Annotated in this window: 19 protein-coding genes; 6 read left to right on the plus strand and 13 right to left on the minus strand. The window is 66.5% G+C overall.

Annotation, left to right across the window (positions count from 1 at the left end; all coding sequences use genetic code 11):
* Position 1 precedes the first annotated feature (1 nt).
* On the plus strand, positions 2–199 hold the full coding sequence (locus FA702_RS03045) for a hypothetical protein (RefSeq protein ID WP_136954971.1): 198 nt from the start codon (positions 2–4) through the stop codon (positions 197–199).
* On the opposite strand, the gene FA702_RS03050 is transcribed toward FA702_RS03045, so the two are convergent.
* The 4 genes from FA702_RS03050 to FA702_RS03065 all read right to left on the minus strand — a co-directional run bounded on the left by FA702_RS03050 (position 182) and on the right by FA702_RS03065 (position 4,156).
* The gene (locus tag FA702_RS03050) at positions 182–1,558 is read right to left on the minus strand and encodes a HAMP domain-containing sensor histidine kinase (protein WP_136954972.1); all 1,377 of its coding nucleotides are present in this window, start codon (positions 1,556–1,558) and stop codon (positions 182–184) included. The genes FA702_RS03045 and FA702_RS03050 overlap by 18 nt on opposite strands.
* Positions 1,555–2,496 carry a hypothetical protein gene (locus tag FA702_RS03055; RefSeq protein ID WP_136954973.1) on the minus strand — a complete coding sequence of 314 codons (942 nt, stop codon included), beginning with the start codon at positions 2,494–2,496 and terminating at the stop codon, positions 1,555–1,557. Before FA702_RS03055 ends, FA702_RS03050 begins: the two co-directional genes overlap by 4 nt.
* Positions 2,497–2,506: 10 nt before the next feature.
* A complete protein-coding gene (locus FA702_RS03060) occupies positions 2,507–3,748 on the minus strand; it encodes a hypothetical protein (protein ID WP_136954974.1) in 1,242 nt (413 codons plus the stop codon).
* 102 nt (positions 3,749–3,850) lie between these two features.
* Positions 3,851–4,156, minus strand: coding sequence for an Hpt domain-containing protein (locus FA702_RS03065; protein WP_136957238.1), 306 nt, complete (start codon positions 4,154–4,156; stop codon positions 3,851–3,853).
* A 70-nt stretch (positions 4,157–4,226) separates the two neighbouring features.
* On the opposite strand from FA702_RS03065, the gene FA702_RS03070 reads away from it, so the two are divergent.
* Entirely contained in the window at positions 4,227–6,956 is a 2,730-nt protein-coding gene (locus tag FA702_RS03070; RefSeq protein WP_136954975.1) for a hypothetical protein, read from the plus strand.
* A 61-nt stretch (positions 6,957–7,017) separates the two neighbouring features.
* Here the strand turns inward: FA702_RS03070 and FA702_RS03075 are convergent, their stop codons facing one another.
* Positions 7,018–7,464 carry a hypothetical protein gene (locus tag FA702_RS03075; RefSeq protein ID WP_136954976.1) on the minus strand — a complete coding sequence of 149 codons (447 nt, stop codon included), beginning with the start codon at positions 7,462–7,464 and terminating at the stop codon, positions 7,018–7,020.
* A 55-nt stretch (positions 7,465–7,519) separates the two neighbouring features.
* Between FA702_RS03075 and FA702_RS03080 the strand changes: the two genes are divergently transcribed.
* The gene (locus FA702_RS03080) at positions 7,520–8,023 is read left to right on the plus strand and encodes a hypothetical protein (RefSeq protein WP_136954977.1); all 504 of its coding nucleotides are present in this window, start codon (positions 7,520–7,522) and stop codon (positions 8,021–8,023) included.
* 79 nt (positions 8,024–8,102) lie between these two features.
* Here the strand turns inward: FA702_RS03080 and FA702_RS03085 are convergent, their stop codons facing one another.
* The gene (locus FA702_RS03085) at positions 8,103–9,623 is read right to left on the minus strand and encodes an amino acid permease (protein WP_136954978.1); all 1,521 of its coding nucleotides are present in this window, start codon (positions 9,621–9,623) and stop codon (positions 8,103–8,105) included.
* 204 nt (positions 9,624–9,827) lie between these two features.
* Here FA702_RS03085 and panB point away from each other — a divergent pair, with 204 nt between their 5' ends.
* Both panB and FA702_RS03095 read left to right on the plus strand, forming a co-directional pair.
* A complete protein-coding gene (gene panB / locus FA702_RS03090; RefSeq protein ID WP_136954979.1) occupies positions 9,828–10,697 on the plus strand; it encodes a 3-methyl-2-oxobutanoate hydroxymethyltransferase in 870 nt (289 codons plus the stop codon).
* 127 nt (positions 10,698–10,824) lie between these two features.
* Positions 10,825–11,874 (plus strand): DUF475 domain-containing protein, encoded by a 1,050-nt coding sequence (locus tag FA702_RS03095; RefSeq protein WP_136954980.1) that lies wholly within the window; start codon positions 10,825–10,827, stop codon positions 11,872–11,874.
* Positions 11,875–11,878: 4 nt separating this feature from the next.
* Here FA702_RS03095 and FA702_RS03100 read toward each other — a convergent pair whose 3' ends face one another.
* The 5 genes from FA702_RS03100 to FA702_RS03120 form a co-directional block, all read right to left on the minus strand.
* A complete protein-coding gene (locus FA702_RS03100) occupies positions 11,879–12,946 on the minus strand; it encodes a CaiB/BaiF CoA-transferase family protein (protein WP_136954981.1) in 1,068 nt (355 codons plus the stop codon).
* A 100-nt stretch (positions 12,947–13,046) separates the two neighbouring features.
* A complete protein-coding gene (locus tag FA702_RS03105; protein WP_168195981.1) occupies positions 13,047–14,609 on the minus strand; it encodes a tetratricopeptide repeat protein in 1,563 nt (520 codons plus the stop codon).
* Between the two features lie 13 nt (positions 14,610–14,622).
* Positions 14,623–15,987 carry a PEP-CTERM-box response regulator transcription factor gene (prsR, locus tag FA702_RS03110; protein ID WP_136957239.1) on the minus strand — a complete coding sequence of 455 codons (1,365 nt, stop codon included), beginning with the start codon at positions 15,985–15,987 and terminating at the stop codon, positions 14,623–14,625.
* Positions 15,987–18,134: an XrtA/PEP-CTERM system histidine kinase PrsK gene (gene prsK / locus FA702_RS03115; protein ID WP_255504688.1), complete on the minus strand. Its 2,148-nt coding sequence runs from the start codon at positions 18,132–18,134 to the stop codon at positions 15,987–15,989. The genes prsR and prsK overlap by 1 nt, the downstream gene beginning before the upstream one ends.
* A complete protein-coding gene (locus FA702_RS03120) occupies positions 18,131–19,516 on the minus strand; it encodes a TIGR03013 family XrtA/PEP-CTERM system glycosyltransferase (protein ID WP_136954983.1) in 1,386 nt (461 codons plus the stop codon). The genes prsK and FA702_RS03120 overlap by 4 nt, the downstream gene beginning before the upstream one ends.
* A gap of 265 nt (positions 19,517–19,781) precedes the next feature.
* Between FA702_RS03120 and FA702_RS03125 the strand changes: the two genes are divergently transcribed.
* Positions 19,782–22,139 carry a patatin-like protein gene (locus FA702_RS03125; RefSeq protein ID WP_136957241.1) on the plus strand — a complete coding sequence of 786 codons (2,358 nt, stop codon included), beginning with the start codon at positions 19,782–19,784 and terminating at the stop codon, positions 22,137–22,139.
* Positions 22,140–22,169: 30 nt separating this feature from the next.
* Here the strand turns inward: FA702_RS03125 and dnaJ are convergent, their stop codons facing one another.
* Together dnaJ and dnaK are read right to left on the minus strand one after the other, a co-directional pair.
* Positions 22,170–23,303 carry a molecular chaperone DnaJ gene (gene dnaJ / locus FA702_RS03130; protein WP_136954984.1) on the minus strand — a complete coding sequence of 378 codons (1,134 nt, stop codon included), beginning with the start codon at positions 23,301–23,303 and terminating at the stop codon, positions 22,170–22,172.
* Positions 23,304–23,370: 67 nt separating this feature from the next.
* Positions 23,371–25,281 carry a molecular chaperone DnaK gene (gene dnaK / locus FA702_RS03135; protein WP_136954985.1) on the minus strand — a complete coding sequence of 637 codons (1,911 nt, stop codon included), beginning with the start codon at positions 25,279–25,281 and terminating at the stop codon, positions 23,371–23,373.
* Positions 25,282–25,422: the final 141 nt, after the last annotated feature.

The following is a 25,422-nucleotide window of genomic DNA, read 5'->3' on the forward strand; positions in this document are numbered from 1 at the left end:
GATGCTCAGAATAATCCTGCGGATTTTCGGCGTCGTCGCCGTCCTGATGGGCGGGCTGTGGATGGGCCAGGGAACCGGCCTCATCCTGTGGCCCGCCTCCAGCTTCATGCTGGATCAACGCGAATGGGTATGGAAAGGTGCCGTGCTCGCCCTGCTGGGCGCCGGCGCACTATGGCGAGCCTCACGCCGGAGGCGCTGACGTCCCCTGGCTGTCGGCCGGCAGTTCCAATACGAACCGCGCGCCCTGTCCTGGCGTCGCCTCCACCGACAGGTCTCCCCCCATCGCCCGCGCCAGCCGCCGCGAGATATAGAGGCCAAGCCCGGTTCCGCCGTCGCCCGATCGGCCCAGCCGTTCGAACTTGGCGAAAAGCCGGTCCACCTGCTCCTGCGTCAACCCCTGCCCTTCGTCGGCCACGCAAAGCCAGGCGCGCGCGCCGTCGGTCCCGCATGACAGCGTGACGGTGGAACTGCCCGGCGTGTAGCGGATGGCGTTATTCAGCAGGTTTAACAGGATCTGGAGCACGCGCCGGAACTCGCCGATCGCGGGGGTCCGCGTCTCTTCGGCAGGGGTCGCTAGCCCGATTGCGCGCTCCTGCGCCCGCACGGACAGGATACCCGCCGCGCGCCGCGCGCAATCGGCCAGATCGATCCGATCGGGTGCGGGCTTGAATCCCTCCGCCTCCACAGCCTCCAGATCGGCGAGATCCTCGATCAGCCCCAGCAGATGGCGGCCCGCCTCGGCGATATCCCCGGCATAAGTGCTGTATTCGTCCGACAGCGGCCCGGCGAGGCGGGTGCGGATCGTTTCGGCGTTGGCGATGATGCGGTTGATCGGCTGCCGCAGCGCCGGCGCCAGTTCGCGACCGATGATGCCGTTCCAGCTCGCCGCGTCCGGCGCCTGGGGTGAAGGGGCCACGCTTTCATGCGGTACGGCGACGATGCCATCCGGCACCAGCAGCAATTCGAAACCGGCGTCCCCCATCGGGAAAAGCCGCGCGCGCCAGGGCCGATCCGATCCGTCGATTCCCACCGCCGCATCGTCCAGCAGGCGCCAGTGCAGCGCGCTCTGATGATGCCCCAGCTCGGCCAGCGTCACGAATTCGGTCCAGCGCCGTCCGATCCCTTCGCGCATGGCTGAGACCATGCCCGCAAGGTCGGCGGCCATGGCATCGACCGAGACCACGCGCTGTTCGGCATCGAGCAGCACTTGCGCTTCGGCGATCTGCCGGACCAGCGCCGCCGCGCCGGGCGCATCCGCGCCGCTATCCTCCACCGCGGAGGTCCGCCACCGGCTCAGTTCGATCCGTGCACCGTCCGCGTCGGGCGTGACCGCCGCCCATGCGGACAGCGCCTGCGTTTCGTCCATGAACGCTATCGTGCGCGCCAGTGGGGTGCCGGCCCGCCGCGCCGATCGTACCAGATCGAGCAGGGCCGGGATCGCGATCACGCCGGGCAGCTCACCGCCGCAGCGCCGTTGCCAGTCCGCCAGTACCTCGCTGGCATCGGTCAGCCGGTCGTCGGGATCGCTGACGCCGTGAGCCAGATCGAGCGCCTTCATGAGCGCTCGTACCCTGCCAGCAGCGCCGCCGCGCGTTCGGGCGCGACAAAGCCGAGGCCCGCCGGGACCGTTCCGCCCGGGTGCACCGCCAGGAATTGCGCCGCGATCGCGCTTTCCTCCAGCCCGCAGGCGATCAGCCCTAGCAGCAGCCGGGTCTCGTGCCCCTCGGCGGTGGCGAAAACGGCGGCCTCGCGCGAGCATCCGGCGCCCAGCGCCAGCGCCGTGACGAACAGCGCCGCGCCCGCATGCGTCAGCACCAGCGAAACGCCGGCGCTCTCCCCCAGCGCCGCCACCGAGCGGCGCAGCAAGGCCAGGCGGCTGCGCTTTTCGTCCAGCCCGGTGCGCACGATCCGTTCCGCCTGCACCGCATCGGCATCGGCATCGCGGGCCACGCCCTGCATCACCCGGATCGCGCGGTTCAGCACATCGCCGGGCAATTCCGTCAGTGGCAACTGCATCCGTCGCTGCTGCTGGCAGAAGCGCGCCTGTGCTGCCATCAGGTTCACCGCCAGCGTCGAAACCGATGGGTTGCCGGCGCCGATCTGTTCCTGGATCAACGGCGACAATGCCGGATCGAGCGCAGCCCTTTCGCGCAGCCGCAACGCGAGGCGCCATTCGAGCGCAAGCGCATGAAAGTGTTCGAGGATTGCCGGCTGTTCCGCCAGCCCGGCAATCAGCGCGTCGACCGTCGCCTCGCCATCGTGGCTGGCGCGATCCGGCCCGATCAGGGCGGCGGCAAGCTGGCGGGCACAATCCGCCAGCATGCCGCGCACGCGGGCCAGAATCTCGTCGTCGAAGATCGTTCCCAGCCCGTTATGCAGCAGATATTGCAGTACCGGACCGGTCCCCGCATACGCGCGATCCTCCGCCGCCAGCCGCGTGGCCAGCACGTCCTCCATCGCTCCGGAAGCGACTGCGGGAACCACGGGGTCCATCATCGGAAATCTTTTATTCCCGAATGGTTGATGCGGCGTTAGCGGTACGGCGGCCGACGGCGCTCGCGTCGAGCAGCGTTCCCGCCAGCAGGGCTAGCACGACCATCCGCAGCGTGGCGTCGAACGGCCCGATCGCGCTGAGCACCGCCAGGCCGATGCCGCACAGGAAGCGGTCGCTCAGCCACGATGTCCAGTCGCGCCCCGCGCAGACCACGGGCACAAGTCGCAAGGTCAGCACGAGGACCAGCGGCGCGAACAGCCGCAGCGCCGCCGCCACGCCCGAAATATCGGCCAGTTCGGACCGCCACGCGCACAGCGCGACGAAGCCGGCGTCGAGCAGCAGCGCGAACGCGGCCCCGGTCGGCGCCATGCGCGCCGATGCCAGAAGCGATGCCCGCTCCACCCGGGCGAGCAGCGCGGCGCATTCGGCCACGAGCCAGCAGAACGCCAACAGGACAAAGCCGATCGTCGCGCTCCCGAACCAGCCCGCGCCCACACCCAGCACGCCGAGCGCGAACGAGGCGATGGTGACGATATAGGGCCGTGTGCCGGCGTGCAGCAGCGCCGGGCCGATCTTCTGCACGGCGATGCCGGCCAGCATTTCGCCCGGCGAACGGCGGTGCGCCCCGATGGTATGCAGCCGCAGCCAGCCCGGTTCGGCCCGGTGCGCTTCCTCCTCGCTGCGGATCAGACGCCACCGCCCCTGATCGATGAACGCAAAGGGAATGTCACGCTGAGGCACGCCGGCCTGTACCGCGATTCGCAGCAAGGCGGACGCCGGACTCCATTCGGGCGGCAATTCGCCCAACCCCGCCACGACGCGCCCGGGCAAGCGCATGGCGCCAGCGCTGGCGTGGTTGATGTCGATCCGTTCGAATCCGGCGGCCAGCCCGGTTTCGATGGGCATGGTCAGGATCACCGGACCGTCGTTGAGCAGGCGCAAGGCATCCTCTGGCACGGCAAGCAGCCCGTCGGCCAGCACGAGAAGTTCGTCCTCTGGCGAAACCAGCGGCACCAGCGCCCGCCCCGTGGGGATCACATGAAACCGGGCGCCAGCACTTTCGGCCACGTGCTGAAGCGCCACGAGTTCGCCGGTCAGCGCCTCGGCCTGCACCACGATGCGCGCGCAACCAAAGGCCAGCGCCAGGCCCACCTGATGGCGCAACACGGAACGCCCGCCGATCGGCAGGTGTCCGCGCAGCCCCGACGGCTCTTCCGCCGCGGCTTCCATCAGCGATAGCAATGCGACCCGCACGCTCTCCGGCCTCCTGTAAGCCGCCATGGTAGGGCGCAGAGGCAGTTCTGCCAAGCGCGCCGCCCGCCTTATCCCCGCCCCGCAGCCCGCTGTGGCGAAGCGTCAGGCTTCGGGCGCGAGATCATCGATATGCTGGCGGATTTTCCGGAGGATGCGCGGTTCGCCCGGCGCGGATTCGATCGCCTCGTCGGCGAGCTCCATCAGCAGCATGTCATGAAAACTGGCGGAAAGGCCCTTCAGCCGCAGCGCAGCCATGTGCCAGTTGCCATCGCACCGCGCACGCGAAAGCAGGTCCAGCTGCCGCTCGATACTTTCGACGAAGGCCGCGCGCAGTTCAAGGAACAGGGCCGGATCGTCGCCTGCGGCCGCCGCCAGCGCGGCATCGATGGTTTCGCCGAGATAGGCCATCGGGCCATATTCGACAGTCATTGTTAAAACTGGGTTTATGCCGCTGCCCGCGGCGTGGTATGCCCCTTCCATGAGTGGGGGACGCATCATTCCGATCGACAGCAGCCAGCCCGAAGGGGAGGCGGCTGCCGATACGCGCGACAATCAGGCGGAACCGCTGGAACTGACCGATCCGATCGGTGATTTGCCGGCGATCGAGGCCGGCGAGAGCGAATGGTTCGAGGAAGCCACCCATTCGCGGTTTTCGGGCCTTCTCGCGCCCGCCCTGGCGACGTTGGCGATCGGCGCCTGGACCGGCCTTTTCGTGTGGGCCAACCTTGACGCGTTGCGCGCGGCACCTGCACCGGCCGTCTGGGTCCAGTCGATCTCCTCATGGTCGATGCCCGTGTTGCTGTGCCTGGTCGCCCTGCTGCTGGTCCTGCGCCTGAGCAAGCGCGAAGCCGCGCGGTTCAACGACGCCGCGCGCGGGCTTTCGCTGGAGTCGCAACGGCTCGAACAGCGGTTGACGAGCGTGAACACCGAACTCTCGCTGGCGCGCAATTTCATCGCCTCGCAAAGCCGCGATCTGGAAGCGCTGGGGCGCATCGCGGTAGAACGCATTACCGGCAGCGCGGCGCGGTTGCAGGAACTGGTGGTCGACAATGGCGCGCAGGTCGATCGCATCGCCACCGTTTCGGTCAGCGCGCTCGACAACATGGAGAAGCTGCGCGGGCAACTGCCGGTCATCGCCAATGCGGCGAAGGATGTGACCAACAACATCGCCGGTGCCGGGCGCACGGCGCATCTCGAACTTGAGAGCCTTGTCGCCGGCTTCCAGCGCCTCAACGAGTTCGGCGTGGCGAGCGAGCGGCAGGTCGATTCGATCCGCCGCAAAGTGAATGAGGCGCTCGCCGCGTTCGAGGCCGCGACTCATGAACTCGAAACAACATCATCCGAACGCTTTGCCGCGCTCACTGCCGAGGGCGAGGCATTCCGCGAGCGGCTCGATCAGGACGAGATCGCGGCCCTGGCGGCGATTCGTGCGCGCGCTGATCACCTGGCGACCGAACTGGACCAGCACCGTGTCGCCACGATGGCGGCCGAGGCCGAGGCGCTGGATGCCCTGCAACTGCGCTTCGACACGCTGCGCGAAGAAAGCGGCAGGCTTGGCGAACAGATCGCTGCCGCCGAAAGCGACGCGCTCAAGGCCTGGTACGAACGCTCCGCCGCCCATGCCGATACCACGCTGCAATCGCTGGGCGCGGTCAGCCGCGATCACGAAGCGGTGGTGGCGCAGGCGATGGAGCGCCTGGCCGGCTTCGAGGATTCCGCCCGTTCGCTGGTGTCCCGGATCGAGGCCGAAGCCCGGCGGCTGGACGACGAACTGGCACGCCGGCGCGCGAGCACCGAGGCTTCCGCTTCGGAACAGCGCGCGGCGCTAACCCGCCGCCTGACCGAGATCGACGATGCCATCCTGCTGCGGCGCCAGGCGATGGAAGCCGCCGGCGCCGAAGCCGCCGACGCGCTGGCCGCCAAGCTTGCCGAGCTGGACCAGGTGATCGAGGAACAGCGCCGGCAACAGGTGCAGAGCACCCGGCAGCTCGCCACGCATTGCGACCAGATCGCCGAACGCGTGGTTTCCTTCTCGCTGGCGCTGCGCGCCTCGGGCGAACAGGGTGGAGAAACCGCGCAAGCCGTCGATCAGGCGCTGGGTCTGCTCAACCAGCGGCTTGCGGAATCGCGCGACGCGCTGTCGAAAACAGATGTGCAGATCGGGGAACTGACGCTGGCGGCGGTTCGCCTGCTCGAACTGATCCAGGTGAGCGGCGAGCATACGCGCACGCAGCTTCCCGAAGCGCTGCGCAGTTCCGAAGCCGGGCTGAAGGGCATCGAGGATCGCGTGTTCATGCTGCGCGACACCTTGCGCGAAGCGGGCGACAGTGGCCGCACCCTGTCCGAAGACATCGTCGCCACGCGCGGCGAAGTGCGCGATGCGATCAAGGACGTCGGCCGGTTTCAGGAAGCCTTCCTCAGCCGCGCGGCGGAACAGCAGGTCAGCATCAGCGAACTGCGCCAGCTGCTTGCCACCGCGCGCGGCGAAAGCGAGGAGCTGGCCACGCAAGTTGACGAGCGGCTTACCGAAGTGCTCACGCGGCTCTCCGGCGTCGCTTCGGGGATCGCCTCGGAACTGCGCGAAGGCACCGTCGGCGAAATCGAGGAAATCGCGAACCGCCTTGGCGACCAGAGCGGCGCGGCCATCGTGCGCGTGCTGCAGGGGCGCGGCGCGGAACTGGTGGGCAAGCTGGAAGAAGCGATCGACGCCGCGACGCACGCGAGCCGTGATTCGGTTATCCAGATGCGCGACCAGCTAAGCCGGGTGGATGAACTGGCCGGCAACCTGGAAGCGCGCGTGGAACGCCTGCGCGAACGCGCAACCGAACAGGTCGACAACGATTTCGCGCGGCGGGTGGCGCTCATCACCGAATCGCTCAACTCGACCTCCATCGATATCGCCAAGGCGCTGTCGACCGACGTGTCGGAAACCGCGTGGGCGGCCTATCTCCGCGGAGACCGAGGCATCTTCACACGGCGCGCGGTCAGCTTGATCGACAGCGGACAGGCCAAGGCCATCCAGAGCCACTACGAACGCAACCGCGATTTCCGCGAGAACGTGAACCATTACATCCACGATTTCGAGGCGATGCTTCGCCAGCTTCTGTCCACGCGCGATGGCAACGCGCTGGGCGTGACGCTGCTGTCCTCGGACATGGGCAAGCTCTATGTGGCGCTGGCGCAGGGCATCGAGCGGTTGCGGGCATAGGCTAAACCCGATCTTAACCAAAGCCGCGTAGTGTGTTCGGATAGGTCCGGACCGGAGGCGATTACCCACCGGTAAACCATTCCCATTTTTTACGCCTTAACAGGCCGCCCGTAGCTCCCAACGCGATAACACGTTGGGAAGAAATCATGGGATTATCACTTGGCGGCCTGCTCGGCAGTTTCGTGCCGAAGCAGACCACGACTACGAATACTGCCACACCGCAGCCGGCGCCCACCGCCCCTGCATCGTCCACTCCGACCTCCACGTCGTCCACGGTCACGAGCGCTCCCGTCGCAAACACCGCCGCAGTACCCGCGCCAGCCGGTACCGCAACGGCAAACCCCTCGACGCCGGGCGTGATCGTGCAAACCAGCAGCCCTCCCGCGGAACCGGTGACGTACACCATCCCGGTGACAGCCCCCACGCCCAGTGGAGCGACTTCGGCGGCTTCATCGCCCACGCCATCGAACGACAGTCCCCCCGTCGCAGCGCCGGGGTCTGCCAGCACGCCGCCCGCCAGCACACAAACTGCGCCGGAGCCGGAGCCTGCCCCGGCCAGTCCCGTGACGGAAAACGCTTCAGCGCCGGGCGTGACCCCGCCAGCCAGCAGCGCCCCTGCTGAACCCGTGGCCTATGCCACTCCGGCGGTCGCGCCGGAGGCGCCCCTACCGGCAGAGGCAATCGCCGCGCCCTCCCCGGCGTCAGCGGGCATCGCACCGAGCGCGAGCACCGATAGCCCGGAACCGGCTGCAAGCGCGCCGCGACAGGCGAGCACACCGGCCGAAAACACGCCCACCGCTCCCGTGGCGAGGGACGGCACGGCGGCGATCAGCAACGCGCCGATCGCCACTCCAGCATCGCCCACATCGAAGCAGGTCTCGATCGCCAGCCAGGTCAAGGCCGTCGCGGAAGCTGGTCGCGCCGCCGCCGTCAAGACGGAAGCGGCTTCTGCGGAGCAGACGGAACGCTTCACCCACGCCGAGATATGGGCGCGGGCGGCCTACGAAATGATGGCCCAGGCATCCGCGCAAAACGTCAGGGCACTGCACCTCGTCGCATCGAATTGATCGCGGCCTTCGCCGAAAAGGAAGGGGCGCTTCCCGAAGGAAGCGCCCCTTTTTGCGCCGATCCGATCGAACCGGCCGTTCAGGGCAGCGGGGGCACCGGCTGCGGCGGAATGCCCGCGTCGTCCTCATGCACCTCGACCGTGCCACGGCCCACATGGCTGCGGCTGCGGCTGTAGGCGAAATAGACCAGCAGGCCCACCGCCGCCCAGATAACGAACAGCATCTGGCTCTTCACGTCCAGCTTGTAGAACAGATAGAGGCAGCCCAGGAACGAGAGCGGCGCGGTGATCATGATTGCCGGGGTGCGGAACGGACGATGCCGCGAAGGCTCCGTGCGCCGCAGGATCAGCACCGCGACCGAAACCGCCGCGAACGCGAATAGCGTGCCGGAGTTCGAGATGTTGGCAAGCAGACCCACCGGGAAGAATGCCGAGAACAAGGCCACGAACACACCCGTCAGGATAGTAATGACGTGCGGGGTGTTGAACTTGGGGTGGATCTTGGAAAAGGCCGCCGGAAGCAGGCCATCACGGCTCATCACGAAGAAGATGCGGGTCTGGCCGAACATCATCATCAGGATCACCGAAGGCAGGGCAAGGCCCGCGGCCAGGCCGATCAGGTTGCCGATCTGCGGCCAGCCGATCTCCCGCAGCGTCCACGCCAGCGCTTCCTTGGAGCAGACCACCGCCTGATCGCCGATGCCCGCGCACTGAGCCGCCAGTTCGCGGCTGCCCGGTTCAAGCCCCATGCCGTGCGCATCCATCACCGGCTGCGCGCCGACCGAACCGATCACGCCCGCCGCCACCAGCAGATAGAAGATGGTGCAGATCGCCAGGCTGCCGATCAGGCCGATCGGCATGTTCCTCTGCGGATTCTTGGTTTCCTCTGCGGCGGTCGAGACAGCGTCGAAGCCTACGTAGGCGAAGAAGATCGAAGCGGCCGCCGCGCCCACGCCACTGAAGCCCAGCGGCATGAACGGTTCGAAATTCTTCATGTTCATCACCGGGACCGACAGGATGATGAACAGCGTGAGCGCGGAGACCTTGATCGCCACCAGCACGGCATTGACCGTCGCGCTTTCCTTGGTCCCGATCACCAGCAGTCCGGTGACGAGGCTGGCAATCAGCATGGCGGGCAGGTTGACCACGCCGCCGTCATAGGGACCGCGCACGAGCATGTCGGGTATGTCTATGTGGAAGGCGTTCTCCACGAGCCCGACCACATAGCCCGACCAGCCGACGCTGACCGCGCCGGCCGCCACCGCGTATTCCAGGATCAAGGCCCAGCCGACCATCCAGGCGATGAGTTCGCCCATCACGGCGTAGCTGTAGGTATAGGCTGACCCCGAAACCGGCACCATCGCCGCCATTTCGGCATAGCACAGGGCGGCCACGGCGCAGACGAAGCCGGCGATGACGAAGCTGAGCATCATGCCCGGCCCGGCCTTCTGGGCCGCTTCGGCCGTCAGCACGAAAATGCCGGTGCCGATCACGGCGCCGATGCCGAGCATGGTCAGTTGGAAGGCGCCGAGCGAGCGATGCAGCGATTTCTTCTCGGCAGTTGCAAGAATGGCGTCGAGTGGTTTGACGCGACCGAACATGGAATTCTCCCGCCTTGGACCGTTGCGGACCGCCGATCCCTCGGAACGGTTACACCGGCAACCAGGTTGTGGCGGAGGAAGCTAGCGGCAAGGTTCCGTCACGCAAAGGTCTTTTTCCCCCGCCTTCTGGGGATGCCGGCATGCTTGCGGGCGGCGAACGATGGTCTAGAAGGCTTGTCCCCGTATTCCGAAGGGACCACATGCATGTCCACGACGTTCCAGCTCGATACCGCGACCAGCCGCGCCAACCCGACGCCGGCGCCGATGAAGCGCCTGACGGTTCCGGCGATCCGTCAGCGCAAGAAGGACGGAGTGACCGACCAGCCCGTGGTGATGCTGACCGCCTACACCGCGCGGCAGGCACAGTTGCTCGATGCGCATTGCGATCTGCTTCTAGTCGGGGATTCGCTGGGGCAGGTGATCTACGGCCTGCCTTCGAGCGTTCCCGTCACGCTCGACATGATGGCCGCGCACGGCGCGGCGGTGGTGCGCGGCAGCTATCATGCCGCCGTCGTGGTGGACATGCCCTTCGGCTCCTATGAAGGTTCACCGGAACAAGCGTTCGCCAGCGCCTCGCGCCTGCTGAAAGAGACGGGCTGCGCGGCGGTGAAGCTCGAAGGGGGCGAAGCCATGGCGGAAACCGTGGCCTTCCTCACCCGCCGGGGCATCCCGGTGATGGGCCATGTCGGCCTGACGCCCCAGGCGGTGAACGTACTGGGCGGCTACAACGCGCGCGGGCGCAGCGAGGCGGAAGCCGCCAAGATCGTCGGCGATGCCAGGGCGCTGGCCGATGCCGGCGCGTTCGCCATCGTGATCGAAGGCGTGGTGGAACCGATCGCCATCCAGATCACGCAGGCCGTGCCCTGCCCCACGATTGGCATCGGCGCATCGGCGCAGTGTGACGGGCAGGTGCTGGTGACCGAGGATATGCTGGGCATGTTCGAACGAGTGCCGCGTTTCGTGAAGATCTACGAGAACCTGGCCGAGACGATCTCCGGCGCGGCCGCGCGCTATGCCGACGAAGTCCGCAACCGGACCTTCCCTGGCATCGAACAGACCTACCAGCCGCGCTGATTCCGCATAACGCAAGCATCCGCGCATTTCCCGGCATTGCGTTGCCGGGTCGTTCCGCTATGCCCGGCGTGACCGTCCATGGCCGCGCGTCGGCCACCGCCTTTCCATATCTTCAGGGGACCACACCGTGCTTCGTTTCTACAAGGGCTCGATCGGCTTCACGCTGGTCTGCCTCGCGCTGGCGGTAGCTTATGGCTGGTGGCTGACGGGTTCGGCCTCCGCGACATTGGCGCTGGTGTGGATCGTGACGGTGCTGTCGATCCTCGAAATCTCGCTGTCGTTCGACAATGCCGTGGTCAACGCCACCGTCCTCGCCGAGATGGACCACGTCTGGCAGCGGCGGTTCCTCACCTGGGGCATGGTGATCGCGGTATTCGGCATGCGCATCGTGTTTCCGCTGGCGATCGTGGCGATCGCCGCTGGCATCGGGCCGGTGGAAGCGCTCAAGCTCTCGCTCAACGAACCGGCGCGCTACGAGGCGATCGTCAGCGGCGCGCATGTCGGCATCGCCGGCTTCGGCGGCGCGTTCCTGGCAATGGTGGGCCTGTCGTTTTTCTTCGACGGTGAAAAAGAAGTCCACTGGATCCGCTGGATCGAGGAGAAGCTGAGCCTCGTCTCCAACGTCAAGGCCGCCGAGATTGGCCTGTTAATGGTGGTGCTCTATCTCGTCTCGCTGCTGCTGGATGCTGCCGAGGCGCATACCTTCATCGTATCGGGGATGCTCGGCATCGTGGCTTTCATCGCGGTGGAAGCGATCGGCACGATCCTCGAAATGCGCGAAGAAGCGCAGAAGGCGGCGGGGGCGCTGGTCCGCTCGGGACTTGGCGGATTCCTCTATCTCAACGTGCTGGATGCCTCGTTCAGCTTCGACGGCGTGATCGGCGCATTCGCCCTTTCCAACAACATGGTGATCATCGCACTGGGCCTGTCGATCGGCGCCATGTTCGTCCGTTCGATGACGATCATGCTGGTGCAGAAAGGCACGCTGGCGGAATACCGCTATCTCGAACACGGCGCGTTCTGGGCGATCATCGCGCTGGGCGGGATCATGCTGGCATCGGCGCGCTTCCACATTCCCGAAAGCGTGACCGGGCTAATCGGCGCGGCCCTAATCGGCCTGTCGCTGTGGTGGTCGATCCGCCACCGGCGTCGGCATCCCGACACCGGCGCGGATTGAACGGCTAGTCAATCGGCGTCGAGACGAGCTTTGGTTCGGGAGCCGGCGTACCAAGGAAGCGCGGCGCCGGCGCGGGCATGACCATGCCGTCGTCCTTCACGAACGTGCCGCGTGCCACGTTGTGCGCGTGGCCCGGCGCTTCCGCCAGGCTGAGCACCGGCGCGAAGCAGATGTCCGTGCCATCCATGATAGCGCACCATTCGTCGCGCGTCTTCGTCAGGAACAGCGCCTTGGTCCGCTGCTTGAGATCGGGCCACGCCTTCGCATCCATCTGCCGCGCGAAATCCGGATCGTCCTTCAGCCCGGTCTTCTCCATCAGCAGCGCGTAGAACTGCGGCTCGATCGACCCTATCGAGATCCACTTGCCGTCCGCCGTCTCGTAGGTGTCGTAGAAATGCGTGCCGCCATCGAGCAGGTTGACGCCGCGTTCGTCCTTCCAGATGCCGTTGCCGAAGAACGTCCAGGTCATCGCGGAAAGGATCGCCGCGCCATCGACCATCGCGCAGTCGACCACCTGCCCCTTGCCCGTGGTGCGGGCGCTGAACACCGCCGCCATGATGCCGAACGCCATCAGCATGCCGCCACCGCCGAAATCGCCGACCGCATTGACCGGGAACTGGGGCTTGCCGCCCGCCTCGCCATAGGTGTGCAGCGCGCCGGACAGGGCGATGTAATTGATGTCATGCCCGGCCAGCGGCGCCATCGGCCCATCCTGGCCCCAGCCGGTCATCCGGCCATAGACCAGGCGCGGGTTGTCCGCCAGCAACACGTCCGGACCAAGGCCGAGCCGCTCCATCACGCCGGGACGATAGCCTTCGACGATGGCGTCGGCCTCCTTCACCAGCTCGCGAATGCGCGCCAGCGACGCCGGGTCCTTGAGATCCAGCGCGATGCGCTGGCGGTTGCGGTTGAGGATGTCGCGCTGGCCATCGTCGCCGACACGGCTTGCGGCTCCCGGCCGGTCGATCCGGATCACTCTGGCGCCATGATCCGCCAGCATCATGCAGGCGAACGGCCCCGGCCCGATCCCTGCGAACTCGATGACAGTCAGTCCTTCCAGCGCTCCGGCCATGCCGCTCCCCCGCGTTTAATTGATCGATTAAAGCGAGGTCGTACCGCCCGGGGCGGTGTCCTGTCCAGAGCGATTCCGCCGGACAAGGCGGGCGGCGCGATCAGCCCTGCCCGCGCCGCGCCAAAACCTGCGCCATCGCGTCGGCGTCCCCATCCCGCCCCTCGCGACGCCAGCCGGCTTCCAGCAGCTTCATGGCTGCCACGCTGCCGGGGTTCTGGAACAGATAGCGCGCGGTCATGCCATCGGCTTCGCGCGCCCTCCCCGCCGCGCGCAGCGCCGCATCCATGCGGACCAGAACCGGCTCGGTGTAACGGATGGACGCGGCCCGATCGTAATCGGCAATGGCTCCGGTCGTGTCGCCCGCCAGCATCCGGACATCGCCGACCAGCAGGTGCGCCTCCGACGCGCCGGGATTGGCATCTCGCAGGCGCGTGGCAACCGCAAGTGCCTCGCCGTGGAGCCGCATTTCCAGCAGCCCCCGGACATAGGGCAGCGCGTTGGTCGCGAAATTCGGCGCCTCGTTGTAGCGCACGCCCAGCACGCCCAGCGGCGCGCCCGAGGGCAGCGGCGCGAACGCACGGACGCCGTGCTGCGCCGCCCGGGCAAGATAGGGCGCGGCACGCTGCGGCTTGCCCTGCCGTTCCCACGCATGACCGACAAGCGCGAGCATATAGGGCGATGCCCAGGGCTGGCGTGCCACGATCTCGAACCGGTCGAGTATCTGCCGGTAATCCCCCTGGCGATCCAGCGCCCGCGCCAGCATCTTCTGCACCTCTAGGTTGTCCGGCTGCATCCGCGAGAGGCGATCGAAGTATTCGACCGCGAGATTCACGTTGCCGGCCCGGTATTCGAGAATGCCGTTGAACTGGATGGCGGCCGGCATGTCGCGCAGCGCCGATCCCGTGCGCAGCAGGATCGAACGGGCGAGTTCGGTCTTTCCCGCGCGCGCCGCCAGCACAGCTTGCAGGTAAAGCGCGCGCGCGTTCTTCGGATCGACCTCGATCAGCTTGCGGCAGACCGCCAGCATCGCGCGATACTGGCCAAGATCACCCAAGGTAGCGGCATATTCGCCCAGCAGGGCCTTGTCGTTGGGCGCGATCCGCAGGCCGGCCTCGAACCACGGCAGGGCGGCGCGCAAGCCATACTGTTCGCGCACCAGCATCCCGCGCAGTTCCAGCGCGCGCACATTGTTCGGGTCCAGCCGTACGGCGTGATCCGCCGCCGCGATCGCCTGGGCCTGCTCGCCGCCCGAAAAGCGCAGCCGGGCAATATCGACCCACAATCCAGCGTCAGCGGGCAGGAACCGCAGCGCCTGGTCAAACGCCTGTGCCGCCGGTTGAAGGTTGCCGTCGGCCAGTTCGAGCCGCCCGCGAACGTGCCAGCCGTTGCCCGCCGCATCAGGGGCGAACGCGCCTTCGGTCAGCCAGCGTCGCGCTTCCGTCCGGTCTCCTTCCAGCAGCAGCGCCTCGCCCACCAGATCGCGCACGGCATCGGCGGGCGTGCCGTTGCGCACCGCTTCGCGCAACGGCACTTCGGCGGCGATCCCGTCCCCCCGGTCCAGCGCGGCGCGGGCCTTTCCCCGCAATCCATCAAGCGAGGGCGCGCTGCCCGCAACCGGGAGCGCGACGGCGAGCAGAACCGCCGCCGCGACCAGCCGCGACACGACGGGCCAGCGCCTAGTGCTGGAGATCGTATTGCTTGAGCAGGTCATAAAGCGTCGGCCGGCTGATCCCGAGCAGGCGAGCGGTTCCGGATATGTTACCTTCGCTGCGCGCCAGCGCGTGCCGGATCACGCGCCGGTCGGTCGCCTCGCGCGCGGTCTTGAGGTTCAGCGGATTGTCGGTGCCCTCGTCCGGCGCGGGCAGGTCGAGGTCCAGCGCCGTCACCAGCTTGCCGTCCGCCATGATGACCGCGCGCTTGATCCGGTTTTCCAGCTCGCGGACGTTGCCGGGCCAGTTCCAGGCATCGATGGCGGCCAGAGCATCGGGCGCAAACCCCTTGACGGCCGGGTTCATCTCGGCCGCGAAGCGCGCGAGGAAGGCATTGGCCAGCAGCGTGGCGTCCCCCGGCCTCTCGGCAAGGCCCGGAATGCGCACGACGATTTCGGCCAGGCGATAGTACAAATCCTCGCGGAACCGCCCTTCGGCGATCATCGCTTCCAGGTTCTGGTGCGTGGCGCAGACGATGCGCGTATCGACTTCGATCGAGCGACGGCCCCCGATGCGCTCGATCGTGCGTTCCTGCAAAAAGCGCAGCAACTTCACTTGCAGCGGGAACGGGATGTCGCCCACTTCGTCGAGAAACAGCGTGCCGCCGCTGGCCATCTCGATCTTGCCCTCGGTGGTCTTGACCGCCCCGGTAAAGGCCCCCTTCTCATACCCGAACAGTTCGCTTTCGAGCAGGTTTTCCGGAATGGCCGCGCAGTTGATGGCGACGAACGCGCCGCGCCGCCGGTTCGACGCTTCGTGCAGGCCGCGCGCCAGCAGTTCCTTGCCGGTGCCGCTCGCCCCCAGCAGCATGACCGAAACATTGGTGCCGGCGACCCGTTCGATCGTGCGGGCAACCTTGACCATTTCCGGCGCGGCGGTGATCATCCGGCCCAGCACCTTGTTGTCCGGCCCGGCGCGATCCGCCAGCGAGCGGTTTTCCGCCTCGATCCGGTGGAGGTGCAGCGCGCGGCGGACGATCAGGCCCAGCGCATCGATATCGACCGGCTTCTGATAGAAATCATAGGCGCCCTTGGCGATCGCGGTCAGCGCGCTTTCGCGCGCGCCGTGGCCGCTGGCGACGATCACCTTGGTATCGGGCTTGAGCGCCATGATCTCGTCCAGCACGGCAAAGCCTTCGCTGGTGCCGTCGGGATCGGGCGGCAGCCCCAGATCGAGCGTCACCACCGCCGGCTCCTCCGCCCGTAGCAGCGCCAGCGCGCTGGCGCGATCGCCGGCGACAAACACGTCGAAATCCTCGTAGGCCCATTTGAGCTGGGCCTGAAGACCGGGATCGTCCTCGACGATCAACAGCTTGGGGCGCTCCTCGGTCATCATGCCACTTTCTTTTCTGCGGTACCGTCACCGGTCCCGGAACTGTCTTCGGGCTCTGCCGCCACCGCGAGCGGCAGACGGATCGTGAAGCGGCTGCCCAGCCCTTCCCGGCTTTCCACATCGAGCCGCCCGCGCATGGCGCGCACCATTTCGCGCGCTTCGAAGGCCCCGATGCCGAACCCGCCAGCCTTGGTGGAAACGAACGGCTTGAACAGGCCGTTGCGGACAAAGTCGGCGCTCATGCCCGCGCCGGTATCGACCACGTCGATACACCCCTCCGCACCCTCGATGCGCCAGCGCAGCAGCACCGGCATCCCTTGCGGGCTGGCATCGATCGCATTCTGGACAAGGTGCAGGAGCACCTGCTCCAGCGTTTCGCGATGGGCCAGAACGCCGAAGGACGCTTCATCGACAGCGTGCGCCCGCGGCCCCTGCGCGCCGGCATAGCGGGCGACCACCCCCTTGCACACGTCTGCCACGTCCGTCCCGGAGAGTTTTTCCGGAGCCGCCTTGCCATAGCGCGAAAGGCGCGCCAGCAGCGCGTTGAGCTTGTCTGTGGAATTGCGCAACGTCACCAGCATGTCGGCGCGAAATGCCGGATTTTCGGCATGGCGTTCCGCGTTGCGCGCCAGCAGGCTGAGCTGGCTCGCAAGGTTCTTGATGTCGTGCATCACGAAGGCGATGCGGCGGTTGAACTCGTCGAACCGGCTCGCCTCAAGCAGCGCGACCTGGCCGTTGTTCTCCGCCAGATAGCTCGCCAACTGCTGCCCCACCACGCGCAGCAAGTCGAAATCCTCCCAGTCGAGCTGGCGCATCACCGGCGGCCGTCCCAGCACGACCATGCCGACAAGACGTTCGAAATGCAGCAGCGGCACCAGCGCCCAGGCTTCGTGATCCTCCACCAGCCAGCCCGGCACGCGCGCCCGTTCGCCCTGATGATCCGTGCCGGCGCGCACCTCGTCGAGATCAACGATGAAGCCGTGCTGTTCGAAAAAGGCCATGCTGGCCGCGTCCATCGCCATGCCCGGCACTTCGGCGGCGGGCCATTGCCAGCGCCCGGCCAGTTCGAGGTCGCCCGTTTCGGAAGGCACCAGCAGCAGGCCTTGGGCGCTGTCGGTGATGTCGGCCAGCGCCTGCACCACGCGGGCGTGCAGCGGCAGCGCCTGCGCCCCTCCGTGGCCGATCGTGCGGGTGAAGCGCAGCCATTCGGCGCGATAATCGTAGCGATGCTGGAACAGGTGCTTGGCCAGCATGACCTTGGCCCAGCCGCGCAGGCGCTTTGACGGCATGACCGCCAGCACCAGCACCGTGATGGCCACCGCAAAGCCAAGCTGCGCCAGTTGCGAGGCATTGCCGCCTAGCCACGCGAGCGATTGCGCGGCACCGACCATCACGATCATGTAGCCGCCGATCACCAGCAGCGACAGCGACTGGAAAGCGATCGTGCGCGAAGGCGAAAAGCGCAGCGACGATTGCGCACGCGCCGCCCCGAAAGCGAGCAGGACCGTAGCGATGATCTGGGTCAACGCCCGGATCGCCACGAGATTGTCCGGCACCCAGTTCGCCAGGTAGGCGATAGTGTAGAAGTTGAGGTCGTAGCCCCATACCAGCGCCATTGCCGCGCAAGCCCAGCGCACCGCGATGCGCTGTTGCGCCACCGCGCCGACATAGAGATTATGGACCAGCACGAGCACGCCGGTGGTCACCAGCAGCCGCAGCATGACCGAGATATGGAAGATCATCTCCTCCACCCCCTCGATCGCGCCGAACCACAGTTGCAGCATGATCGCGATCGCCTGCAACGCCTCCACGAAGGCGAGCACGATCATCAACGGGCGGACAGGCCCCCTATGGCCATCGCGCCCATCGCTGGCGAACAAGGCGTAGATAAGGCCCAGCCAGCCAAGATCCCGCAGCGTTTCTGCCAGTTGCGCCGGGAGCGATCCGGCTCCCAGCGCCGCGCACAGCAAGGCCCACAACGCCATCGCGATCAGCGCGGCAATGCGCACCTTGCCGCCGGGTTCGCGCCGCCGCGCACCATCGCCCAACCACACCGCGAGCAGCAGCGCGCAGAACGCCGCAAGCACATAGACCCAGTGGGCAAACCCACTGGAGGTATGCCCCGCGAGTTCGTCGATCGCGTTCAACGCGCGCCCTCGTTCCACAGCACGACGCGGATGGTCTGCAACAGGATCAGGAGGTCGAGGAACGGCGTGTAGTTCTTGGCGTAATAGAGATCGTATTCGAGCTTGTTGCGCGCATCCTCGATGGAAGCGCCGTAGGGGTAGTTGATCTGCGCCCAGCCGGTGATGCCCGGCTTCACCATGTGCCGTTCGGCGTAGTAGCGCAGCTTGTCCTCAAGATCGGACACGAACTCCGGTCGTTCGGGGCGCGGGCCGACGAAGCTCATTTCGCCCTTGAGGACCGTCCACGTCTGCGGCAGCTCATCGATCCGCACCTTGCGGATGAATCGGCCGATCCGCGTTACCCGGGGATCGTCCTTCTGCGCCCATTTCGCGCCGTCCACTTCGGCATCGGTCCGCATAGACCGCAGTTTGATGACATCGAAATTCTGCCCGTAGAGCCCCACCCGGGTTTGCCGGAAGAAGGCCGGGCCACGGCTGTCCAGCTTCACCAGCACCGCGAACAGCGCGATTACCGGCAAGGTCATCACTAGCAGCAGCAGGCTGGCGACGATGTCGAACAGACGCTTGGCCGCGCTCGACAGCATCCGGCCCGACGAGAAGCCGTCGGAGAAGATCAGCCAGCTCGGGTTTACCGTATCGAGATCGATCCGCCCGGTCTCGCGCTCCACGAACGTCGAGAAATCGTTGACGTGAACGCCGGTAGTCTTGATCCGCAGCAAGTCCTTGAGCGGCAGCGCGTTGCGCCGTTCCTCCAGCGCCAGCACCACTTCGCTGACGCCAAGGTTGTCCACGAAGCGCGTCAGGTTGTGGATGGCGGCGCGGTTGATCGCCTCCTCCACCACCGGCACGCCATCGCTCATGCCGACATAGCCGACGATCACGAACCCCGCTTCGGGCCGCTCTCCCAGCTTGCGCAGGCGATCGGCGCGATGGCCGGAGCCCAGCACCAGAATGCGCCGGCGGAAGGCGGCGGTGCCGAGCAGGCCGCCCAGCAGCACACGCACCCCGAACAACAGGCCGATGGCCAGGAACATCGCGTAGAACAGGTTCGAACGCCACAACGTGTGGCCGGGCAGCAGGAAATAGACCACCGACATCGCGATGATGCCAAGGCTCACCGCGACCAGCAGGCGCGCGGCGGCATAGCGCAGGGATCGCAGCGCTTCCGACCCGTAAACCCCGACCGAAATCATCGCCACCTGCACCAGCACGGCGAACGTCGCCAGCGGCGCCCAGCGTTCGTTGATCGGCCCGAATTCCAGACCGATCTGCCGCGCACGGACAATCCAGCCCAGTTCGCCCGACGCGATCAGCAGGAAGAAATCGAACAGGCCCAGAAGGAAGACCGCGTTCGGTATGTAATGTTTGAACAGGCGGATCATCGGCCCTGCTTCACCTGGCTTTCGACCATTACGGCCATCATCGGCCGTCATAGCCCGGAAGGGTAAAGCGTCGGTGAATCTGACAATTTCCGGCTCACCGCCATCGCCGGAAAATGCCGCAAAATGGAAGTGTTATCGCGCTAGATGCTGAAATCTGTCGGTTTTGTTTACAGCTCGCAACCGGTCGTTGATGCTGCATCGATTGTTTGCGAACGGTGCAACATGGCACTGGCGGCGGACGCGCTTCGCTGCCATGCTGCGCACCATGCGGCAAAAGGAATTGCGCATAGCCCTGGTCTGCTTCGGCGGGATCAGCCTTGCGGTTTACATGCATGGCGTCACCAAGGAATTGTGGTACGCCACGCGCGCCAGCCGCGCGCTTCACGCGGACGATCCCGCCAGGTTCGCCCCGTCGACCGGCTTGGAGAAAGTCTATCTCGACCTTCTCGAAACGATCCAGCGCGAACGCGGCCTGCGGCTGCGCATCCTGCCGGACATCATCTCGGGAACCAGCGCGGGCGGCATCAACGGGGTGCTGCTGGCCCAGGCGCTGATCAGCGGGCAGAGCCTCGAACCGCTGACGACGCTGTGGCTGGAAAAGGCCGACGTCGACGTGCTGCTCGATCCCGACGCCAAGCCGTGGAGCCGCTTCGCCAAGTTCTGGGCGCAACCGATCGTGTGGTTCGTGCTGGCCCGCCCCGGCAATGCCGTGATGCGCATGGTGGCCCCGCGCATCCGTGCCGAGGTGCGGCGCAAGGTTTCCAGCCTGATCCGCGCGCGCTGGTTCGCCCCCCCGTTCAGCGGTATCGGCTTCTCGCGTCTGCTGGCCGAAGCGCTGGAAGCGATGGGAGAGAGTACGGCGGAACACGCCGGCGCGGCTCCGCTGCTTCCCGCCGGCCATCCACTCGACCTTCTCGTCACCGCAACCGATTTCAACGGCCACCTCGAGGAACTGCGACTCAACAGCCCGCCGCTGGTGGAAGAAAGCGAACACCGGCTGGCCATCGCCTTCAGCCGGGTGGCCGGCATCGGGCCGGGCAGCGATCTTGCCGCGCGGGCGGAACTCGTTTTCGCCGCGCGATCAACCGCCAGCTTCCCTGGCGCGTTTCCACCGCTGATGGTGGCCGAGATCGACCGCCTCGTGCAGGAGCGCCGCATGGGCTGGCCAGGGCGCGACCGCTTCCTCCAGCGCATCATGCCCAGCCGCTGGAGGCGCGGGGAAGTGGGCGAAGTCGCGCTGGTCGATGGCGCGGTGCTGGTCAACCGGCCCTTCGCGCAGGCGATGGGCGTGCTGCGCAACCGTCCGGCGGAGCGCGAGGTTGACCGCCGCTTCGTCTATATCGATCCCAGCCCCGATCACGTCCGTTACGAGGAACGCAGCGGCCGCACTGTCGGCTTCTTCTCCGCGATCTTCGGCTCGCTGTCGTCGATCCCGCGCGAACAGCCGATCCGCGACAATCTGGAGACGCTGGAACAGCAATCGCGCGAACGCGCGCGGTTGCGCTCGATCGTCGATGCGCTGCAGCCGGAAATCGAGGAAACGGTCGAACGCCTTTTCGGCTACACCCTGTTCTTCGACCAGCCCAACCGCAAGCGCCTGACCAATTGGCGGAACAAGGCGCAACAGGCCGCCGCAGAGCAGGCTGGCTATGCCTTCCATGGCTATGCCCAGGTCAAATTCGCCGGAATCGTCAGCGATCTGGTGGACCTGATCGTGGAAGCCGCGCCCGATGCCGCGCCGCGCGCGGAAATCGAGAGCGTGCTGTGGGCGCATCTTGTGCAGTCCGCCGGTCTCGACAAGCTGGCCGAGCGCAAGGGCGGCGCGACAGAGGGCGCCATCGGGTTTTTCCGGGCGCACGACATCGGTTTCCGCATCCGCCGGCTGAAGCTTCTCGCCCGCCGCCTGACGTATGACTGGGACGAGGCCGAAGGAATTACTCCCGAAGCGCGCGATGCGGCGCGCGATACCGTCTATCGGGCACAAGCGCTCTATCAGGGGCGCGAAACCGCCGCCGGTCTTGGCCCCGGCTTCGCCGCCTCCGCCGCCGTGGTCGCCAGCGATCCGGGGGCGGTCCTTGCCGCCATCGCGGCGCGGCGCGACCTGACCGGGATCGACCTCAAGGTCGATGCGATGATCGTGGCGGCGCTTGAAGCGATGGACAAGCCGCTGCGGCGGCGCTTCCTCCACGCCTATCTCGGCTTCCCGTTTTACGATGTCGCCACGCTGCCGCTGTTGCAGGGCGAAGGCATGGGCGAATTCGATCCGATCAAGGTCGATCGCATCTCGCCCGACGATGCCACATCGATCCGCGCCGGCGGCACGCTCGATTGCCTGCGCGGCGTGGAGTTCTTCAACTTCGGCGCCTTCTTCAGCCGCGCCTATCGCGAGAACGACTATCTCTGGGGCCGCCTGCACGGCGCCGAACGGATGATCGACCTGCTCGCCTCCACGGTGGAGCCTCCGCTTGGCGAAAGCATCGTGCGCCAGGCAAAACGGCAGGCGTTCCTCGCTGTCCTGCACGAAGAACAGGACCGCCTTCGCGCGGAACCCGGAATGGTCGACCGCGTCATCGCGGAAGTGGAAGCCGCCTTCGCGGAAACGGAGCCGGGCGAACCGCGATAGACGCGCCGGCCCTGCCCCTCGCCAATTCGACTATTCGGTCAGGTCGCTCCACGCTTCCTTGAGGCGTTCGAAGAACCCTTTCGATTGCGGGCATTCCTCGCCGGTCTCGGTCGCCTGGAACTCGCGCAGCAATTCCTTTTGCCGCGCGGAAAGCCGGGTCGGCGTTTCCACCATCACCTCTATCACCAGATCGCCCATGCCGCGCCCCTGCAGCACGGGCATGCCCGCGCCACGTTTGCGCAGCTGCTTGCCCGATTGGATGCCCGCCGGAATCTCCACGGTATGGCGTTTGCCATCCAGCCCCGGAATCTCGATCTCACCGCCCAGCGCCGCGGTGGTGAAGCTGATCGGCGCGCGCGTAAGCAGGGTCGTCCCCTCGCGTTCGAACACGCGGTGGCGCTTGACGTGCAGGAAGATGTAGAGATCGCCCGGAGGCGCGCCGAACGGCCCCGCTTCGCCCTTGCCGGCAAGGCGGATACGCGTGCCGTTGTCGACGCCGGCGGGGATCGCCACTTCCAGCGTCTGATCCAGATCGACGCGGCCCTCGCCCCGGCAGAACCGGCAGGGCTTCTCGATCACTTCGCCCCGGCCATGGCAGGTCGGACAGGTCCGCTCGACCATGAAGAAGCCCTGTTGCGCGCGCACCTTGCCGTGCCCGCCGCACAGGTTGCAGCGCCGCGCACCGGTGCCCGGCTCCGCGCCCGAACCGTCGCAGGGATCGCACTTCTGCGAAACCTCGACCGTGATTTCCGCGGTCTTGCCATGGAACGCCTCTTCCAGCGTCACTTCCATGTCATAGCGCAAGTCCGCGCCGCGCCGCGCCTGCTGGCGCCCGCCGCCGAACGCGCCGCCGCCGAAGATCGTTTCGAAAATGTCGCCCAGATCACCGAAGTCGGCCCCGCCACCGAAGCCGCCACCACCACCTGGCCCGCCCTGCTGGAACGCAGCATGGCCGTACTGGTCGTAAGCCGCCCGCTTCTGCGGATCGGACAGGCAGGCGTAGGCCTCGTTGATCTGCTTGAATTTGGCTTCGGATTCGGCGCAGCCCGGATTCTTGTCCGGGTGAAAGCGCATCGCCAGCCTGCGGAACGAAGACTTGATCGTCTTGTCATCCGCCGTGCGCTCGATTTCGAGCAGTTCGTAGTAGTCGGCTTCGGTTGCCATAAAACAGCCCCAACGTCACCCGCCACCCGCGCTCGCGCGCGAATGGCGGGTTCGTTTCATCGCAACATCAAGCCTTGTTGTCGTCGACTTCCGAGAACTCGGCGTCGACCACATCGTCGTCGGCCTTCGGCGCTTCGGCGCCCGGCGAAGCCGCCGCGGCCTGTTCCTTCTCGTAGATCGCCTGGCCCAGCTTCATCGCCTTTTCGGTCAGCGCCTGGGTCTTGGCGTTCATGTCGTCGGGGTTGCCCCCTTCGATGGCCGTCCGGGTTTCCGCGATGGCGGCTTCGATCTCGGCCTTCAGCGCGGCGTCGATCTTGTCACCATGCTCCTCAAGCTGACGCTCGGTGGCGTGGACAAGGCTGTCGGCATTGTTGCGCGCCTCGGCCGCCTCACGCCGCTTCTTGTCTTCCTCGGCGAACTTCTCGGCATCCTTGACCATCTGGTCGATGTCGGAATCGCTGAGGCCACCCGAAGCCTGGATGCGGATCTGCTGCTCCTTGCCGGTGCCCTTGTCCTTGGCGCTGACGTTGACGATGCCGTTGGCGTCGATGTCGAACGTCACCTCGATCTGCGGCACGCCGCGCCGCGCGGCCGGAATGCCCACGAGGTCGAACTGGCCGAGGAGCTTGTTGTCCTGCGCCATTTCGCGCTCGCCCTGGAAGACCCGGATCGTCACCGCCTGCTGGTTGTCCTCGGCAGTCGAATAGACCTGGCTCTTCTTGGTCGGGATCGTGGTGTTGCGGTCGATCATCTTGGTCATGATCCCGCCCAGCGTCTCGATGCCCAACGAAAGCGGGGTCACGTCGAGCAGCAGCACATCCTTGACGTCGCCCTGCAGCACGCCGGCCTGGATCGCCGCGCCCATGGCGACGACTTCGTCCGGGTTCACGCCGGTGTGCGGGTCCTTGCCGAAGAAGTCCTTCACCACTTCGCGAACCTTGGGCATGCGGGTCATGCCGCCCACCAGCACCACGTCGTCGATGTCCTTGGCCGAAAGACCGGCATCAGCCAGCGCCTTCTTGCAAGGATCGAGCGTGCGCTGGATCAGGCCGGCGACCAGCTTTTCCAGATCGGCGCGGGTGATCGTTTCGACGAGGTGCAGCGGGGTGGTGCTGCCGCCTTCCATGCGCGCGGTGATGAACGGCAGGTTGATCTCGGTCGTCTGGGCCGACGACAGTTCGATCTTGGCCTTTTCCGCCGCTTCCTTCAGACGCTGGAGCGCAAGCTTGTCGGTGCGGAGATCCATGTTCTCCTTCGACTTGAACTTGTCCGCCAGGTATTCGACCAGCGCGGTATCGAAGTCTTCACCGCCCAGGAACGTGTCACCGTTGGTGGACTTGACCTCGAACACGCCATCGCCGATCTCCAGGATCGAGATGTCGAAGGTGCCGCCGCCAAGGTCATAGACCGCGATCGTCTTGCCGTCCTGCTTATCGAGGCCATAGGCCAGCGCTGCCGCGGTCGGCTCGTTGATGATGCGCAGCACTTCCAGGCCCGCGATCTGGCCGGCGTCCTTGGTCGCCTGGCGCTGTGCGTCGTTGAAGTACGCGGGAACGGTAATGACCGCCTGCGTCACCGTCTCGCCCAGATAGGCTTCGGCGGTTTCCTTCATCTTCTGCAGCGTGAAGGCGGAAATCTGCGAAGGGCTGTAGTCCTGGCCACCGGCCTTGACCCAGGCATCGCCATTCTTGCCCTTCACGATCGTGTAGGGAACAAGTTCCGTGTCCTTCTGGGTCAGCGGATCGTCGAAACGACGGCCGATCAGACGCTTGACCGCGAAGATGGTGTTGTCCGGATTGGTCACGGCCTGGCGCTTCGCCGGCTGGCCGATCAGACGTTCGCCGTCCTTGGTGAAGGCGACGATCGAAGGCGTCGTGCGCGCGCCTTCCGAATTTTCGATGACCTTGGGCGTGCCCCCGTCCATCACCGCAACGCAGCTGTTGGTCGTACCCAGGTCGATACCGATAACTTTAGCCATGGTTTCCCCATTTCCTTCCAGATTAGACACCGCGCACATGGCGCCCCCCGCGAAGGGCAGACGCCGGTCGGCGGCTCCGACGCGGCCGATATAGGTTCGGTTTGACTTGGCACAAGGCCTGACCGCGCCTAGATCGTCACA

The organism is Novosphingobium sp. EMRT-2 (assembly GCF_005145025.1).
Classification (GTDB): Bacteria; Pseudomonadota; Alphaproteobacteria; order Sphingomonadales; family Sphingomonadaceae; genus Novosphingobium.

Excerpts from the sequence above, each read along its gene's own strand:
- FA702_RS03085 (WP_136954978.1), bottom strand. The coding sequence starts at position 9,623 with ATGTTCGGTCGCGTCAAACCACTCGACGCCATTCTTGCAACTGCCGAG.
- FA702_RS03120 (WP_136954983.1), bottom strand. The coding sequence starts at position 19,516 with ATGATCCGCCTGTTCAAACATTACATACCGAACGCGGTCTTCCTTCTG.
- panB (WP_136954979.1), top strand. The coding sequence starts at position 9,828 with ATGTCCACGACGTTCCAGCTCGATACCGCGACCAGCCGCGCCAACCCG.
- prsR (WP_136957239.1), bottom strand. The coding sequence starts at position 15,987 with ATGACCGAGGAGCGCCCCAAGCTGTTGATCGTCGAGGACGATCCCGGT.
- dnaK (WP_136954985.1), bottom strand. The coding sequence starts at position 25,281 with ATGGCTAAAGTTATCGGTATCGACCTGGGTACGACCAACAGCTGCGTT.
- FA702_RS03070 (WP_136954975.1), top strand. The coding sequence starts at position 4,227 with ATGAGTGGGGGACGCATCATTCCGATCGACAGCAGCCAGCCCGAAGGG.
- FA702_RS03065 (WP_136957238.1), bottom strand. The coding sequence starts at position 4,156 with ATGGCCTATCTCGGCGAAACCATCGATGCCGCGCTGGCGGCGGCCGCA.
- FA702_RS03050 (WP_136954972.1), bottom strand. The coding sequence starts at position 1,558 with ATGAAGGCGCTCGATCTGGCTCACGGCGTCAGCGATCCCGACGACCGG.
- FA702_RS03100 (WP_136954981.1), bottom strand. The coding sequence starts at position 12,946 with ATGGCCGGAGCGCTGGAAGGACTGACTGTCATCGAGTTCGCAGGGATC.
- FA702_RS03045 (WP_136954971.1), top strand. The coding sequence starts at position 2 with ATGCTCAGAATAATCCTGCGGATTTTCGGCGTCGTCGCCGTCCTGATG.
- dnaJ (WP_136954984.1), bottom strand. The coding sequence starts at position 23,303 with ATGGCAACCGAAGCCGACTACTACGAACTGCTCGAAATCGAGCGCACG.
- FA702_RS03055 (WP_136954973.1), bottom strand. The coding sequence starts at position 2,496 with ATGATGGACCCCGTGGTTCCCGCAGTCGCTTCCGGAGCGATGGAGGAC.
- FA702_RS03125 (WP_136957241.1), top strand. The coding sequence starts at position 19,782 with ATGCGGCAAAAGGAATTGCGCATAGCCCTGGTCTGCTTCGGCGGGATC.